Genomic DNA, 14,547 nt, shown 5'->3' with positions numbered 1-14,547 from the left:
GGACTAACTCATGCTACGTGCAAGATTAAACAATGAACACGTTAATAAATTACAGCCTTTTTATCATGGATATATGCTCTATTCCAGATTCCTGAAACGTAGTCCCATATTCAACAAAGCCTGATTTTCTATAAAAATTAGTTGCATGCGTCTGCGCATGAACATGAATCTCTTCTGCTCCCATTTCAGAGGCTTTTTCCAGAAGTTTTTCCACAACGAGTTTTCCTGCATGTTTTCCTCTGTAATCTTTAAGGACTGCAATCCTTCCTATAAGCCAGCTTTCTTCAGTTTTAAAAAGCCTGCCTGTGGCTACAGGCTTTCCATCTGCATATATAACTACATGATGAGATTCAGGGTCCGCTTCGTCAAACTCTTCTTCTTCCGGCACATTCTGTTCTTTTATGAAAACTTCTCTTCGGACAAAAAAGGCATCTTTCAGATCGTTAGCATCTTTTAGATCTTTATCCTCTTTTGCATCGATCCATTTTATTTCCATAAGGGGCTCAGGCTCTTTTTCCATTCAGAGGCCTCTTTTCAATTTGCTCTTCATAATTTAACTTTAATATTGTTAATGCTGTTAATATTCTTTGATATATATGAAAGAGCTTAAAAAAATAGACTTGCAGGGTTCGTGTAAGTAAATGAAAGAATAAAAAGAATTAATTACGGGCCCGCCGCGATTCGAACACGAGTCAATGGGTATCTTCATAAAAGATTTACTTCGAAGCCCATTAGGATATCCTGGCTACCCCACGAGCCCGCGGTGCCGCACTATTGATAGTAACTATCCATATTAAAGGTTTCTCTTAAAATTAAGAAAAAAGGAAAGAAAAAAAGAAAAGTTAAGACCTGCCGCGGTCAGTAAACACAAAGTCAATGCCCGCCAGCAGGCAGAAAAAACAGGTAAAATAAAAATAAACAGATTGATCTAAATTATGAGCTGATTAACCCTTATTCCTGTCTAAAAAAATAAGGGTTTTGCCTAAAAGAAAAAAAGAATCTGTTGCAGACATAACTTTTATATTACAAAAGTTCTTTTAATATATAGAAGTAATTTCCGATATCATAAAGACTTATATCCGTCAATTTTAGAAGCCAGACATATATAATCTTTACAAATAAAACAAAGTAGAGAGTCTTTTTGTCTTGCCTGCAATAAGTGATATGTTTAAAAGTGGTGCGTTTAGGCTTGAGGCCACTGTAAAAAATTAATTGGTTCAGTGTAAAAATTAATTGATTTATCTAAAACTCATAATTACTGCAAAAAACTGTCTGAGAGAATGGAAAGGAGACGGGGAGTAATAAACAGAAGAATGAGGGCTTAGTAAAATGGAGAGAGTTTCAACAGGCATAGAAGAACTGGATAGAAAACTAAGCGGGGGTTATCCTGTGAATAAAACAACCCTGATAACAGGTGTAGCAGGGAGTGGAAAAACCATTTATGGGATCCATTTTCTTCACAGGAACTGTGTTGAAGGACGAAAATGCCTGATGATCGCAACCGAAGAAACTCCTGAAGATATTCTCTACCAGGCACAATTACTTGGGCATGACATTAAACCTTACTATGAAAACGGGCAGCTTGTCATAGAAAGCATATTTGAGAGCCGCTCGGAAATCATAGGGCAGACGAGATACGGCTTTAAACCCGAAAGCCTTGACATTGAGCTTCCGAACCTTATAGAATTCATACGTGAAGGAACAGAATGCATTGTCATAGATAACCTGGGGACCTTTGCTCTGAGAGCTTCCAGGCACAAGCTAAGGGACCAGTTTGACGGACTTAACTATCTCCTGAGAAAAAAAGGCTGCACCACACTCCTGATCATGGATGAGTCAGCGCACAACCTGACCAATCAGCTTGCAGAGTATTCAGTCTACGGTTCTATTCGGCTTCTGGTAAAAGAGAACGCGTACCTGGGAAAAATGGAACGCTACCTGTGCATACCCAAGATGCGCAGTACTCCTATTTCTCCGGATATGTCTATTTTTGAGATTACATCCGAAGGGATCAGAATTCATGAAACCAAAGGAGGAAGCCTTGTTGAATGAGAAAGATAAACCAAAAGTCCTGATTGTAGATGATATGAAGGAAAATGTAGAACTGATGGAAGCTTACCTTGCAGTTGAACCTTATGAGGTTATCTGCGCTTACGGCGGAAAAGAGGCTCTCCAGAAAGTCGGAGAGAAAAATCCCGATATCGTTCTTCTGGACGTTATGATGCCTGAAGTCAATGGCTATGAAGTCTGCAAATTTCTCAAGGAAAATCCCGAAACCCAGTTTATTCCTGTCCTTATGCTTACCGCTCTTTCGGAACTAGAAGACCGGATAAAAGGGATTGAAGCCGGAGCTGATGATTTTCTCACGAAACCCATAAACAGGCTTGAGCTAAAGACCAGAGTGAAATCCCTGCTCAGAGTCAAGTACCTTCACGACAGGCTGGTTGCTGACAGGGACAGCCTCGAAGTAAAAAACAGAGTACAGAGCATCCTTACAGCCGTAATCCCTACTCTTCTTCAGTCCGTATCCAATGAAGAAAAGAAAGTAATAATAAACCAGATGACAGGAATGGTAGAGAAGACACTTCTTGAAATGTACCATTTCGAAAACAGGGAAATGGATCTGGCCTATGCAGGTAGTGTATGTGCCGAAATAATGAACCAGCTGGGCGGAGATTTTTCTTCAAAAATGGACGAGAGTGGAAAGACCTGGGTAGTCAAAGGAACAAAATGCCCATGGAAAGGAGAAGAAGCTCGCAAAAACCCTATACTCTGCACACTCACTCGAAAAATATTTTCAAACATAACCTTGAAAGTAGATGCAGGCTGCAAGCTTGAAGCTCTAAAAACCATAGGAAACAGAAACGACTGCTGTGAGTTTCTCATCAGAGCAGCTTAATATTTTTTAAATTTTTGTTTGAATCCAATTTCTATCCGATCTATTATTGCAAAACATTTTCTGAAAGCATTTCTGTTTTCATTTATCTTGTCTTCTTTTGTTTTCTGTTATCCTTTATTCTTTATCTCAGCGTTGTTTTCAGGTTAAGGGATAAAGAACTTAAAGAGTAAATGAAATTAAAAAATAGGAAATTAAAAAAAGCATTCCAGTTCTTTTCAGTCTTTTCGGGCTTTTTCAGACTATTTCAAGCAGCGAAAAATAATTTTAAGCCATTTCAATGTGATTTCATACCTGAGATAACTCGAATTCCATGAGAAGTGATATCAAATAAGGAATATTTGACAGGAACCGGGGTATTCCTCATTTTTTCAATATAAAGATACTGCTTTGTTTTTCCGGAACTGAAGTTCTCCTGTGTTATGAGCCTCAACAGCCCGAACACCATATAACCCGTAAGCTTATCTGTCCGGTTATAAGAATCCTCATCCATAACAAAAAGGCTTGTACACCCGTTTTTCATAAGGATAATGCTTATAGAACTGAACTCGTCTGCAAATTCTCTCATATCGTGAGTTATAGCCATCACTCCAATGTTGTCAATGACCACAACGTCAACTTCCGAAGACATGGAACTCAGGTACTCGATGATATCCGTATCCACGGCACAGAGCCCTTTTCCAAACTTAGAAACGCTTTTGATTTTGTTTATTTTGTCTTCGAATATATTCCTTATATTGAGCTGCCCTTTTTCAATGAATGGCTCAAGGTCAAGATTGAGGCTGTGTGCCTGAGCAAGAACATCGTTGGTAAGTTCCCTGGTAAGGACCAGTATACATTTCCTGCCGTCCTGGCAGCTCTTATGAAGGAAGTGAAGCCCGAGAATAGTTTTTCCTGAACCCGGAGGCCCGGTAACAAGAATACTCTTTCCTTCAGGATACCCTCCCTCCATCAGTAAATCCAATCCTTCCACTCCGGTAGGCAATTTTTCCATACTATCACATCTTCAGTCGCGACAAATATATTTTAAAAGCGAATAGCCCGAATTGATCAAATATTCCAGAATAAATTGTTAATTAAATTGTTCTGTTAACATAATTGTCTTAACTACTTTATAGTGTTATCGATTATTTTATATTTCTCACAAGATTGCATGTGAATAACATAGTTTAAACAGTATCCCTTCAAAATAGGGTAATTGTCCTTATTCTGAGAAAAGAATAGGGTTTTGTTTGGTTGAGGATGAGGTTCGAATTTACCTTTCACACTTAATAGTGGAGATATAGTTAACTCAAATTTTTTGTACGCTGTTTTGAAGGAATAATGCAAAACCGTTTGTTTTAAAAAGTTGTTCCAGCCAAAAACTCAGTTTTCTCTTTTTACGATGTTTGTTTGATAAAAAGTCTATAATAAAAAGTCTAATATTTACGGGTACAATTTCTTGCATAGTTTAACTTTTGGAGATGAGTTTTGATTCAAACTAAAAGTTCAGTTTTATTTTTACACAGAGGTAATATCTTTAAACCATATAGCGAACTCTGTTCCATTATCCCTTTTAAGCTCAATACAACCGTCTATCTGTTCAACAAGAATGGTTACAATCTGAAGCCCAAGGGAGTCTGCCTTTTTGAAGTCAGTATCCTCTGGCAAGCCGATTCCATTGTCTTTTATAACGAGAACGAACTGTAGATCTTCTATACCTTGACACTGAGAATCTGTCCAGAAATTCCCTAAATTTTCTATGTATCGTTTGTAATTCTCTTTTTTGCAAAGAAGAATGCTGATTTCTCCTTCGCTTTCATTCGGAAAGGCATATTTCAGGGAATTGGAAATAAGTTCTGTAACAATATTTCCAAGGGGAATCGCAGTATCCATGCCCAGATTGACCTGGTCAAATTTTAACTTCAAGGAAATGGCATCATTTTTTGTATTATATGAGTCAAAAATGTATGCGGTCAGATCCTTTAAGTATGCCGAAAAATCAAGACCAAAAGACTCTTTGATTGTAGATCTATAAAGTTCTTCATGAATCATAGCCATTGAAGCTATACGGTTCTGGCTATCCTTAAAGGCTTCAAGAACTTTTGAAGTGTCGCAGACATTATTGCTAGCTAATTTTTCCGCTTGCAAATCAAGAAGCGATGAAATTATTTGCAGGTTATTTTTTACTCTATGGTGAATTTCTCTTTTTTGAGCGTCTTCAATCTTTATCTTTCTTTCTTCAGCTCGTTTCTGTTCATTGATGTCATAGACAAAACTTTGGAAGGCAGCGTGAGATTTCTGGTTTTCAGGAAGAACATGTATAATCCCTCTGAGCCATCTAACTTCTCCATCTTTCATTCGTATTCGATATTCAAGTTCTGCATAAGTGTTGGGATTCGACTTTACCCATTCTATGTGTTCAAGAACTGAAAATCGATCTTCAGGTATAACCAGTTCAATCCACTTAAGATTTATAGAGCGGAAATCTTCCTTATCATAACCAGTTATTTCTTTAACAGCTCCGTCTATAAAGGTTGGAACAAGATTTTCATCAAGCCAGAGCCCTATGGATTTTCTTACATCTTGCAAGAACAGGCGATAATTTTCTGCGTTCTGCTGTAGATCTTCTTTCGAAATTTCGCCTCTACCTGGTTCATTCTCCAGAAATTCTTCTGAAGATACGTCTGAGTTTACTCCAATCTTCCCATATATGTGTCCCTTTTTATCTCTAAGAAAAAGTGAAGTCAATGTTGAAGCATTACCCCCCCCCTCCTCAGAAACTTTGTTATTCTGTTTATCGATATTTGTTTTATCTTTTTCTTCCTTTATCTTCGACAGGTTATCACGTATTCTTAACACATCTTCAGCGATTCCCTCAAAACCCATTTTTAACAATTTACCATGTAGTTTTAAGACATCGTCAAGAGTTTCATCAACCCCTCCATGTTCTTCGGGAACGTCACCTTTTTTCTTTTCCATATTCATCAAATTACTACCCCAATAGAGCAATTTGAATGTAATACTAGATAATATCAAATGAATGATTTTGAAATATAAATCAATAACTGATTAGCAGGCTTTGTAGAAATCCTTAATTTATGCAAGTTATTTCTACCACTTTTTTGTTTATGTTATACACTATCAGTTTAATTTTTATTTCTTTAATTTGGTTGTAGAACTTTCTTGCCCTGAGTACTTCTCGGAACTTTCTTTTGACAACAGAGAATGTTGTTTCTGCTATGTTCCGTTTATTGTATTTTATTTTATCAAAGGTAAAATGTAGCTGTTTTCTGTATTTTCCTTTGATTTTTTTCCTTTTTCTTACTCTTAAAGGTATAATTGAGTCTGCTTTTATTTCTTCTCTAATTAAAGTATGAATTTTTTCAGAATCATACCCCTTATCAAGGACATAACATTCAGATTTTTTTGTTCTATTCGATTGTCTTATCAGAGCTTTTGCATGCTTGGTATCATGATCCGTTTTTTGACTTATTTTCCATCCTAAAATTACTTTTCTATCAGTATCTACTGCTATTGAAGTTTTAAGGAAGCTCCTACGGAGCTTCCCTGTTCTTCGAGAATAATAATAACTTGCATAAGAACTCGTAAACCCAGTTGCATCAATTGCTGTAATGGAAGCATTTTCTCCATGTGAATAAAATAGCTGTAAAGTTTTTGACAAAATGATGTTAAATAATGACGAAGGGATTCTGGACATAAACTTTTGAAGAGTAGTGTAATGTGGAATCTTATCAAGGTCTAGTTTTTCCTTTATACTGCTCATGAGGTCAATAAGCTCTACAAAATCTCGATAGTCTGTACTTATATACTCCTTCAGTAAAACAAGAACAAGAAGCTGATGTTGAGTATAAATACGTTTGGAATATTTACAGGAGTAAAGGTTCAGTCTGGAAGACTGAACCGTTTTAAGACTGAGATCAATAAAATTAATATATTTATTTGATGACAATAGGAATTGCTCCTCGTTTTTTGTGGGGACAAAAGATAAGGAGCAATTTTAATATTTTATTTTATATATTTTTGGGAAAAAATAAAACTTAGAGGATTTCTACAGAGCCGATTAGCATACAATTTATATCTATCTGGCTTTAAGTTTTTGTGCAGCACTTCTCCAAGCTGTTTTACAATTTTACCTGTAAAATTTACATTTTTACAGTAAAAACATATAAATTTCTGCTTTTGACCAGAAACTGGAGCTTCCCACTCATTTACCCTTTCCAAAACATAAGCATTAAGAGTAAACGGTTTATCTGACTTTGCATTCTGTTTCATTTAATGCAGAGTCCCCTTAGAAAATCCTAATTTCTTCCAATCAACATAAGATCTATTGAGAATCTTTTGCCTTACTTCATAAGAATCAATTCTCTTAACTTAATATTCAAGCTTAACGAAATCCAGTTTTTCCTTTTTAGTTTTTTCTTTTTACTTGAAAGATAGTGGGATAATTCTCTTACCTTCAAAAAGATAGCATAACTCTATGTACTTTCTTTTCCCTGGTAACTACTTTTTTATTCAGCATATAGGAAAAATCATTAACAACATTTCTGACTCCTGCAAGCTTTAATCTGAAAATATGTATTTTGAGGTTCTTCATTCGGTGAAGGCCTGCCTTCTTTAATGTGGAGCCCGGTTCCATCAACATTAATATTCATTCCGTGACCATTTAAAAGAAAAAGAACAAGTTTCATCAGGAATCAGGACGAAATGTAAGATCAGCAAAGAAATTATATCAATGGAAGTAATAAATTTATAATGGGGGTAAAGTTCCTGGACAAAATCATCTACGCATCTGCGAATTCACTGGCACAGGCCATTCGTACAAAAGAAATCAGTTCTGAAGAAGTGGTTGAAGCATACTTACAGCGGATTGAAGAAGTAAATCCTGAATTGAACGCGATTGTACAGCTTCAAGCCAGTGAGGCTCGGGAGCAGGCTCGAAAAGCCGATGCTGATCTTGCACGGGGAGATATTAAAGGTCCGCTTCACGGTGTACCATTCACGATCAAAGATAATGCAGAGACAAAAGGAATTATTTCCACGTCAGGAACTGAAGGGCGTTCGTCCTTTCTTCCAGCTCAGGACGCTACCATTGTAGCCCGAATGCGTGCAGCAGGAGCAATCTTACTGGGAAAAACCAATCTATCAGAGTTTGCTCTTGCCTATGAGAGCGACAATCTTGTTTATGGATGCACGTTGAATCCTTACGATTTTTCGCGTACATCCGGAGGTAGCAGTGGAGGAGAAGCAGCTATTATTGCTGTGGGCGGATCTCCGTTAGGTCTGGGCAATGATGCAGGGGGAAGCATTCGTTTACCATCCCATTTCTGTGGCATAGCTGGCATCAAGCCGACTGCAGGACGAGTGCCGTTAACAGGCCACTTTCCGCCTCCGTTTGGTCACTTAATTCCATTATGGCAGGCCGGACCGATGGCAAGATTCGTAGAAGACTTGATTTTAACACTCCCAATTATTGCAGGTGTAGACTGGCGCGATCCTTCAGTCGTCCCTATGCCACTGGGTGATCCCGGTACAGTTGAGATCAACAAACTGCGTGCCGCTGTTTACACAGATAACGGTATCATACCGGCCACACCGGAAACAGTTAAAGTAGTGAGGAAAACCGCACGGTTACTTTCAGATGCAGGCATGGCAGTGACAGAAGACATACCTGACGTTATTGAACAGTCTTTCTGGTTCGAGAATGCTATATTTGAAGCAGACGAAGGATACTGGATTGAAAAGTCCTTGGAGGTTGCAGGGACAACTGAAATGCATCCCTGGACAAAAGGTATTTTAGAAGAATGCCACTCTAAAGCCAGATCATCTGCTGAGTTCAGTGAACTGATGATCCAGCTGGACATATTCCGCAGTAAAATGCTCTCTTTCATGGAGAACTATGATGTGATAATCTGTCCTGTGTGTGCCTATCCTGCTATGCATCACGGAACCTCGTTCGAAAAGTTTCCTGCTTTTAGCTATACTATGACTTATAACCTGACCGGATGGCCTGCTGCGGTTGTCCGTGCCGGTACTTCCCCGGAAGGGCTGCCTATTGGTGTACAGGTGGTGGCTCGTCCATGGCGAGAAGATGTTGCTCTGGCTGTGGTACAATATATCGAGAAAGTCCTGGGTGGCTGGCAGCCTCCGCAGTTCTGAGACTCATTAACAATCATCCTGGCTCCTGTAGTCTTTAGCCTGAGACTGTAATTTTCAGTTCTTATTAAATCCTGTCGTGGGGGAAGTTATTGAAAATCGCAAGCATAAGGCTCTCCCCACGTTTTTACTCAAACACAGGTAGTGTGCGGGGTTTTTTCAGATTTTATCAATAACTCATGGACAGGACCTAAAGCGTTTATTTCTATATCTCCACTTTCAACAGGCTGATAACCGCTAAATCCACAAGAACCTGAAAGGCTCCTGAAGGTTATAAGCTAAACTGTTCTTGCTTGGTGCCATTTCATGCAAAAAACTACATGAACATCCAGATCTGCAGAATTAATGGCTCTCAGGCGCTTTGCCTCAAGCAGAGAGCATCCATAACTGAGAATAGTGACTCCCATAAAAGAAGTCAAAAGGCTTAATATCCCTTTCCCAGAATTTCTCCTTAATTAGTTTCTTTACCCTGATTAAAACCTTAAAAATGCTAATAGCAAGCCTGAAATTGCACAAAGCTTTTCTAGTAAAAATGGAAATTATTTATTGGGGAAATATAATATAAATGGCTTAAAAATATCCTTTAATTTTCTCGAAACAACTGATTTTTTGCAGCTTTAATCAAAAGAACAAATGCAATAATTTTCTCAAGAAGACTGTATTAATAATATTTAAAGGGGCAAAGGGGTGAGATATTCTGGTCAAGTTTTCAGTTGCTATACCTCTTTACAACAAAGAACCGCATGTAAAGAGGGCATTAGATTCTGTTATAAACCAAACCTTTCAGGATTTTGAGATAATTGTTATCAATGACGGGTCAACAGATAAAAGTGCAGAAATAGTAAAGAGTTACAGTGATTCCAGAATTCGGTTAATCAACCAGAAGAATGCTGGTGTCTCAGCAGCACGTAACAGAGGCATTAGTGAAGCCAGATCCGAGCTTATAGCTTTTCTGGATGCGGACGATGAATGGACGCCGGATTACCTTGAGACAGTCCGGAGGCTGAGAGAAAAATATCCTGATGCAGGTCTGTATGCAACTTCATTGAAAACAGAATTTATAGATAATGTATTGATGGATAAAGAAAAAGAATTAAGAAAAGTTATTCCAGACGAAGGGCTAATATTAAACTTTTTTAAAGTAAACCTGAAAGATATATCGCATAAAGATATATTTTATACGTCTTCTGTAACGGTTCCTAAAAAGATATTCTCGGAAATTGGAGGATTTAAGACCGGTTACTGGTGGGGGGAAGACATCGATATGTGGGGCAGAATTGGCCTGAAATATCCGTTTGCATACAGCAGCAAGGTATGTGCTATTTATTATCAAAATGTTGTCAATGGTGCTGCTTACAAGAAAAAACCTGTCAAGGGTCATCCTTTATTAGAAACGGCAAAAGAGGCACTTAAGCTTGGTGAAGTCCCACGTGGAATTATAAAGGATTTAAAAGAATACATGAAATTCGTGGAGATGTGCACTGCAAAACACAATGCAGAAGCTGGTGAGAGAGATCTGGCTTTCAAGCTTCTTGCCAGGAGCGATATCAAATTAGCCTATAAAAAAATACTGCTTAGCACAATTATTTTATCAGTCATCGAAAGCAATTTCCCGAAATTTTATAAATTTTACTTTAAAGAGAACATTTTTGCAGAAAATAAACCTCAAACGCAGTTTATAAAACGTACTGGATAAACTAATAAAAATTTACCCGCATAACCGAATATTACAGGGGGCAATATTCTGGCCAAATTTTCTGTTGTTATCCCTCTTTACAACAAAGAGCCACACGTAAAGAGGTCATTAGATTCCATCCTGAGCCAGACAATTCAGGATTTTGAAATAATTGTGGTAAATGACGGGTCAACAGATAAAAGTGCAGATGCAGTAAAGAGTTATAGTGATTCCAGAATTCGGTTAATCAACCAGAGGAATGCGGGGTGTTTCAGCAGCACGTAACAGAGGCATTAGTGAAGCCAGATACGACCCAAAGCACAATATAGAAGCAGGTGATAAAGATCTGGCTTTTAGCCTCTAACCAGAAATGAAATTAAATTGGCTTACAAAAAGATATTGCTTGGTACAACTCTCTCAACAACTATAGAAAACAATTTTTCCAGCGTTTTATAAATTTTGTTTAAAAAATAATAATTTTCCAGAAAAAACTGCAAACACAGCTTACAAAAACAACTGAAGAACGTAATCGGGCACAGGCGTTTACGAAATAGTATCAATAAAAGAATCAGAATTTAAGAGTTAGAGGCAAAAATCAGGATTTAATAACCAGAAAAGCCGGAAAATAGTTTGAATTGAGCTTTCCGGCAGATTTCCGATTTCTAATTGAGTAGAGATTTTGACTTTGATATCTTGTTGCTGTTCTGTTTTAAGCGGTTTTCAGGCAAGGCTTTTCATATCCACTGTCCCACAAACGGTCCGAATATCATAAACAGGAACGAGAACAGGATCAGCATGGAGAAACTTGCTGTAATGGAATTTGAGAACCTTTCGGAAACTGATTCGTTTCTTGTGAACCTGTACATAAGGGAATAGGTATAGTCCCTGAACACATGCCCTCCATCCAGGGGCACTGCAGGCAGGCAGTTGAACAGGCCTACATAAAAGTTCAGCCACCCTATCCAGAGCAGGGAATTTGCAATCCAGAAAATCCCAACTCCAAGGGGCTCTGCCCATCCGACAGGCTGATAGAACTGTGCGATCGTACCCGAAAAGCCGCGGAATCCTTCGCCTGCAAACCCGTAGATAGGAAGCCCGAAAAGGAGAATCCAGCCTACCGGCTCGGTAAGGAGGGAAGGAATCTGCTTGAGTGCTTCAAGGTAGAACTTTGCCTGGGGCATCCAGATAGACATTCCAAGCATAGGGCATTCAAGAATCCCGCTTCCTCCGTATATAACTCCAAGGAAGCCTCCGCTTTCGCCTTCTGTCGGGTGGGGAGCCAGCTGGACATTAAAGACAGCAGTGCCGTTTTCGGTAAGAACGCCAGTATAGTTTTCTGAGGGAAGCAGCTCCACCTCTACGGTCTGTCCCGGTTCAGTTCCTTCCATGAAGTTTACGAAGCTCGCAATGCTCTGCATTCGAGTATCATTAATCCGGATCATTGTCATTCCGGTTTCAATCCCTGCCGTCTCTGCAGGGCTTCCTTCTACAATCCCTCCTACAGGCACTCCACTGAAACATTCTTCCGGAGAAGAAGGAACCTTTAACTCATAAACCGAAACTGTGTCATCCTTTGAGGCATAAATGCGTAAAGAATCTCCGGGTTCAACTGTTTCGAGGTAGGATAGAAGATCCATGCCCGTGGAAACAGTCGTATCATCAACCCGGGTAATTACCATATCTTCCTGAAGCCCTGCCCGCTGAGCCGGAGAACTTTCGTTTATGCCCACAATCATGGCATCACTGAGAGGAGCAATTGCCCCGAGCACTGGCCCGAAAAAGAGCAGCAGGGCTATAAAAGCAACGCAGAAATTAGCCATGACACCGGCTGCAAGAATACGGGCTCTCTGGGTCCTTGTTGCAGTCACTTCCGGCACGGGTTTTGTTTCTTCAGGATTAAATGAAGCTGTTTCCTCGTTTTTCGCTACTTTTAGCTTTCTTTCTTCTTTTTCTCTCTGTTCCCAGGCTTCGATTTCCTCAATCGTGGCTGTTAAAGGCAGCTCTTTTTTTTCTTCTTTTTTGCCAAAAAGCTGTTCGTCATCAGGTTCCGCAAACCCTCCTACAGGCACAATAGCATAAAGTATACCCATAGATTTGACCCTTATGTCTTCAACCCTGCACAGGATTGCATGGGCAAACTCGTGCACTACGAGCGTAACAATAAGGGCAATGACACCCCAGGTGAAAGGTATGAATTCGTTTACACCCGGGATAAGCAGGATGTTCCTGGGAGAATTGTACTTTCCAGGCTCGGGTACACTGTCGTTCAGAAACGAAGTATAGAGAGCAAGGTCTGAAATAGCTATGACCAGGAACATAGCAATCATGCCTGCAAACATCATAATGATGCCAATGTTCGCAAAAACCCTCCAGTAACGCCTGGGGCGGGCAAGAACATCCAGCAGCTTCAGACCCTTTGTTGTCCTTATCATTAAGATTGGAAGAGGTCCGAATGTGCTTATGTTATACTTTTCCAGGGTCCCCCTTCTATCAAGAATAGAAACGAGGAACCAGTACATTAAAAAAATACCCAGTACAATGCTTGTGCCACTCAAGGAAATTCTCCGAATGATTAAGATGAGCCTTTAAAGGCCCGGATTGTGGATGTTGATAAATCAATAATGATTAATGTTAATTGTGTTGATCAATTTGTGATTGGATATAATGAAAGCCGGTTCTAAGGAAACTGACGGTCCCAAGGCAATTGATAATTGATTCTTTAGTAGGACTTACGCACTTGAGGATTAGAATCATGATCAATAGACCCTGCAGTTAAATCGTCTATTTAGACATTTGAAGGTTTAGAGCTGTTGTTTTTCAGTTCAACCGCGTAAGTCCTATTTAGATTAAACGCATATTGAGATTAATTAATGTAATTAATACCATCTGGTTAGACCCCAGAAGGTAACTATCAATCGATCAATAAACAATTGATTGACTATTAATCGGATGTAACTGTATATAGAATACATCTTAAATAAAGAGTTCAGCGCCATGAGCCCCCTCCAGCCCGTATTAAAAGTTTAAGGCTGCCGTTCAAATAACATTATTTGAAGCAGGGGGTATTAAATAATTGATGCTGTCAAGTCCCTGATATTTTATTATTAATACGTTTTTAGTTCTTCTGTATACAGCACGAAACTCTGTACTGTAATAATACATCATAATTATATAAAAAGGTTCATGGAATTATTTTTTTGGACGTGCAGGTAGGGTTGCTTTAGAGGTTACAGGGCAATTTCATATTATCATGAGGGGTCATGTTTTATGTTCGCAGGAAATAGATAATAATTGAATGGATTGATACTCAGCTATATCTAGTACACTTTTTATTATAATAACTTTGTATGAGGTGCCTGTTTCATGATAGGAATTGTATATATCACTGCCGGAAGTATGGAAAATGCATCGGAAATTGCACGAGAACTTGTTGCAAGAAGACTTGCTGCCTGCGTTAATATGTTTCCGATATTTTCAATCTACAGATGGAACGAACAGGTAGAAGAGCAGAACGAGGTCGCCCTGCTTGTTAAGACCGACTCTTCCCGCCTTGACGAAATTATAGAAACCGTAAGATTCCTTCATACTTACGACCTGCCCGCAATCGAGTTCTGGGAAGTTAAAGGTGAGCAGGAGTATCTTGACTGGGTACATGTAAACAGCTCTTAAACAGCTCTTAAATAGCTCTTAAACAGCTCTTAATAGTTCTTAAACAGCTCTTAAATAGCTCTTAAAAAACTCCTGGGAAAAAAGGGAACTTTTTAACCTTGGTAATTTTTAAGCCTGAAGCCGGGAGTTTGGCGCCAGGAAATGAAATTAA

The 14,547-nt window shown here is 38.9% G+C and carries 11 protein-coding genes, 1 tRNA gene and 1 pseudogene; 6 read left to right on the top strand and 7 right to left on the bottom strand.

Translation table 11 applies throughout. The features are described 5' to 3' along the window. Positions 1-49 precede the first annotated feature (49 nt). Entirely contained in the window at positions 50-520 is a 471-nt protein-coding gene (locus tag RSJ42_RS06295) for a GNAT family N-acetyltransferase (protein ID WP_410509819.1), read from the bottom strand. A gap of 146 nt (positions 521-666) precedes the next feature. Then, positions 667-760: transfer RNA gene (locus RSJ42_RS06290), tRNA-Arg, on the bottom strand. 569 nt (positions 761-1,329) lie between these two features. Here RSJ42_RS06290 and RSJ42_RS06285 point away from each other — a divergent pair. Beyond that, the gene (locus tag RSJ42_RS06285) at positions 1,330-2,052 is read left to right on the top strand and encodes an ATPase domain-containing protein (RefSeq protein WP_410509818.1); all 723 of its coding nucleotides are present in this window, start codon (positions 1,330-1,332) and stop codon (positions 2,050-2,052) included. Next, on the top strand, positions 2,021-2,899 hold the full coding sequence (locus RSJ42_RS06280; protein WP_410509817.1) for a methanogen output domain 1-containing protein: 879 nt from the start codon (positions 2,021-2,023) through the stop codon (positions 2,897-2,899). Before RSJ42_RS06285 ends, RSJ42_RS06280 begins: the two co-directional genes overlap by 32 nt. Positions 2,900-3,173: 274 nt before the next feature. On the opposite strand, the gene RSJ42_RS06275 is transcribed toward RSJ42_RS06280, so the two are convergent. The 4 genes and pseudogenes from RSJ42_RS06275 to RSJ42_RS06260 form a co-directional block, all read right to left on the bottom strand. Further along, positions 3,174-3,890, bottom strand: a complete 717-nt coding sequence (locus RSJ42_RS06275; protein ID WP_410509816.1) for an RAD55 family ATPase — start codon at positions 3,888-3,890, stop codon at positions 3,174-3,176. Between the two features lie 506 nt (positions 3,891-4,396). Then, positions 4,397-5,863, bottom strand: a complete 1,467-nt coding sequence (locus RSJ42_RS06270) for a sensor histidine kinase (protein ID WP_410509815.1) — start codon at positions 5,861-5,863, stop codon at positions 4,397-4,399. A 47-nt stretch (positions 5,864-5,910) separates the two neighbouring features. Beyond that, positions 5,911-6,848 (bottom strand): annotated as a pseudogene (locus tag RSJ42_RS06265) (IS5 family transposase). 56 nt (positions 6,849-6,904) lie between these two features. Further along, complete coding sequence (locus RSJ42_RS06260; RefSeq protein ID WP_410509814.1) at positions 6,905-7,171, bottom strand: hypothetical protein; 267 nt, start codon at positions 7,169-7,171, stop codon at positions 6,905-6,907. Between the two features lie 480 nt (positions 7,172-7,651). Between RSJ42_RS06260 and RSJ42_RS06255 the strand changes: the two genes are divergently transcribed. The 3 genes from RSJ42_RS06255 to RSJ42_RS06245 all read left to right on the top strand — a co-directional run bounded on the left by RSJ42_RS06255 (position 7,652) and on the right by RSJ42_RS06245 (position 11,012). Next, positions 7,652-9,055, top strand: coding sequence for an amidase (locus RSJ42_RS06255; RefSeq protein WP_410509813.1), 1,404 nt, complete (start codon positions 7,652-7,654; stop codon positions 9,053-9,055). A 691-nt stretch (positions 9,056-9,746) separates the two neighbouring features. Further along, on the top strand, positions 9,747-10,748 hold the full coding sequence (locus tag RSJ42_RS06250; protein WP_410510330.1) for a glycosyltransferase family 2 protein: 1,002 nt from the start codon (positions 9,747-9,749) through the stop codon (positions 10,746-10,748). A 30-nt stretch (positions 10,749-10,778) separates the two neighbouring features. After that, a complete protein-coding gene (locus RSJ42_RS06245; RefSeq protein WP_410510329.1) occupies positions 10,779-11,012 on the top strand; it encodes a glycosyltransferase family 2 protein in 234 nt (77 codons plus the stop codon). A gap of 449 nt (positions 11,013-11,461) precedes the next feature. On the opposite strand, the gene RSJ42_RS06240 is transcribed toward RSJ42_RS06245, so the two are convergent. Continuing rightward, positions 11,462-13,282 carry a site-2 protease family protein gene (locus RSJ42_RS06240; RefSeq protein WP_410509812.1) on the bottom strand — a complete coding sequence of 607 codons (1,821 nt, stop codon included), beginning with the start codon at positions 13,280-13,282 and terminating at the stop codon, positions 11,462-11,464. An 808-nt stretch (positions 13,283-14,090) separates the two neighbouring features. Between RSJ42_RS06240 and cutA the strand changes: the two genes are divergently transcribed. Next, on the top strand, positions 14,091-14,396 hold the full coding sequence (cutA, locus tag RSJ42_RS06235) for a divalent-cation tolerance protein CutA (protein WP_410509811.1): 306 nt from the start codon (positions 14,091-14,093) through the stop codon (positions 14,394-14,396). Positions 14,397-14,547: the final 151 nt, after the last annotated feature.

The organism is Methanosarcina hadiensis (genome assembly GCF_046529725.1).
In the GTDB taxonomy this organism is placed as follows: Archaea; Halobacteriota; Methanosarcinia; order Methanosarcinales; family Methanosarcinaceae; genus Methanosarcina; species Methanosarcina hadiensis.
The sequence above is the reverse complement of the archived record's forward strand: the minus strand, read 5'-3'. Positions and strand labels throughout refer to the sequence as shown.

Bases quoted from the DNA above. Each gene is read 5' to 3' on its own strand.
- cutA (WP_410509811.1), top strand. From the start codon at position 14,091: ATGATAGGAATTGTATATATCACTGCCGGAAGTATGGAAAATGCATCG.
- RSJ42_RS06285 (WP_410509818.1), top strand. From the start codon at position 1,330: ATGGAGAGAGTTTCAACAGGCATAGAAGAACTGGATAGAAAACTAAGC.
- RSJ42_RS06295 (WP_410509819.1), bottom strand. From the start codon at position 520: ATGGAAAAAGAGCCTGAGCCCCTTATGGAAATAAAATGGATCGATGCA.
- RSJ42_RS06280 (WP_410509817.1), top strand. From the start codon at position 2,021: ATGAAACCAAAGGAGGAAGCCTTGTTGAATGAGAAAGATAAACCAAAA.
- RSJ42_RS06260 (WP_410509814.1), bottom strand. From the start codon at position 7,171: ATGAAACAGAATGCAAAGTCAGATAAACCGTTTACTCTTAATGCTTAT.
- RSJ42_RS06255 (WP_410509813.1), top strand. From the start codon at position 7,652: ATGGGGGTAAAGTTCCTGGACAAAATCATCTACGCATCTGCGAATTCA.
- RSJ42_RS06270 (WP_410509815.1), bottom strand. From the start codon at position 5,863: ATGAATATGGAAAAGAAAAAAGGTGACGTTCCCGAAGAACATGGAGGG.
- RSJ42_RS06275 (WP_410509816.1), bottom strand. From the start codon at position 3,890: ATGGAAAAATTGCCTACCGGAGTGGAAGGATTGGATTTACTGATGGAG.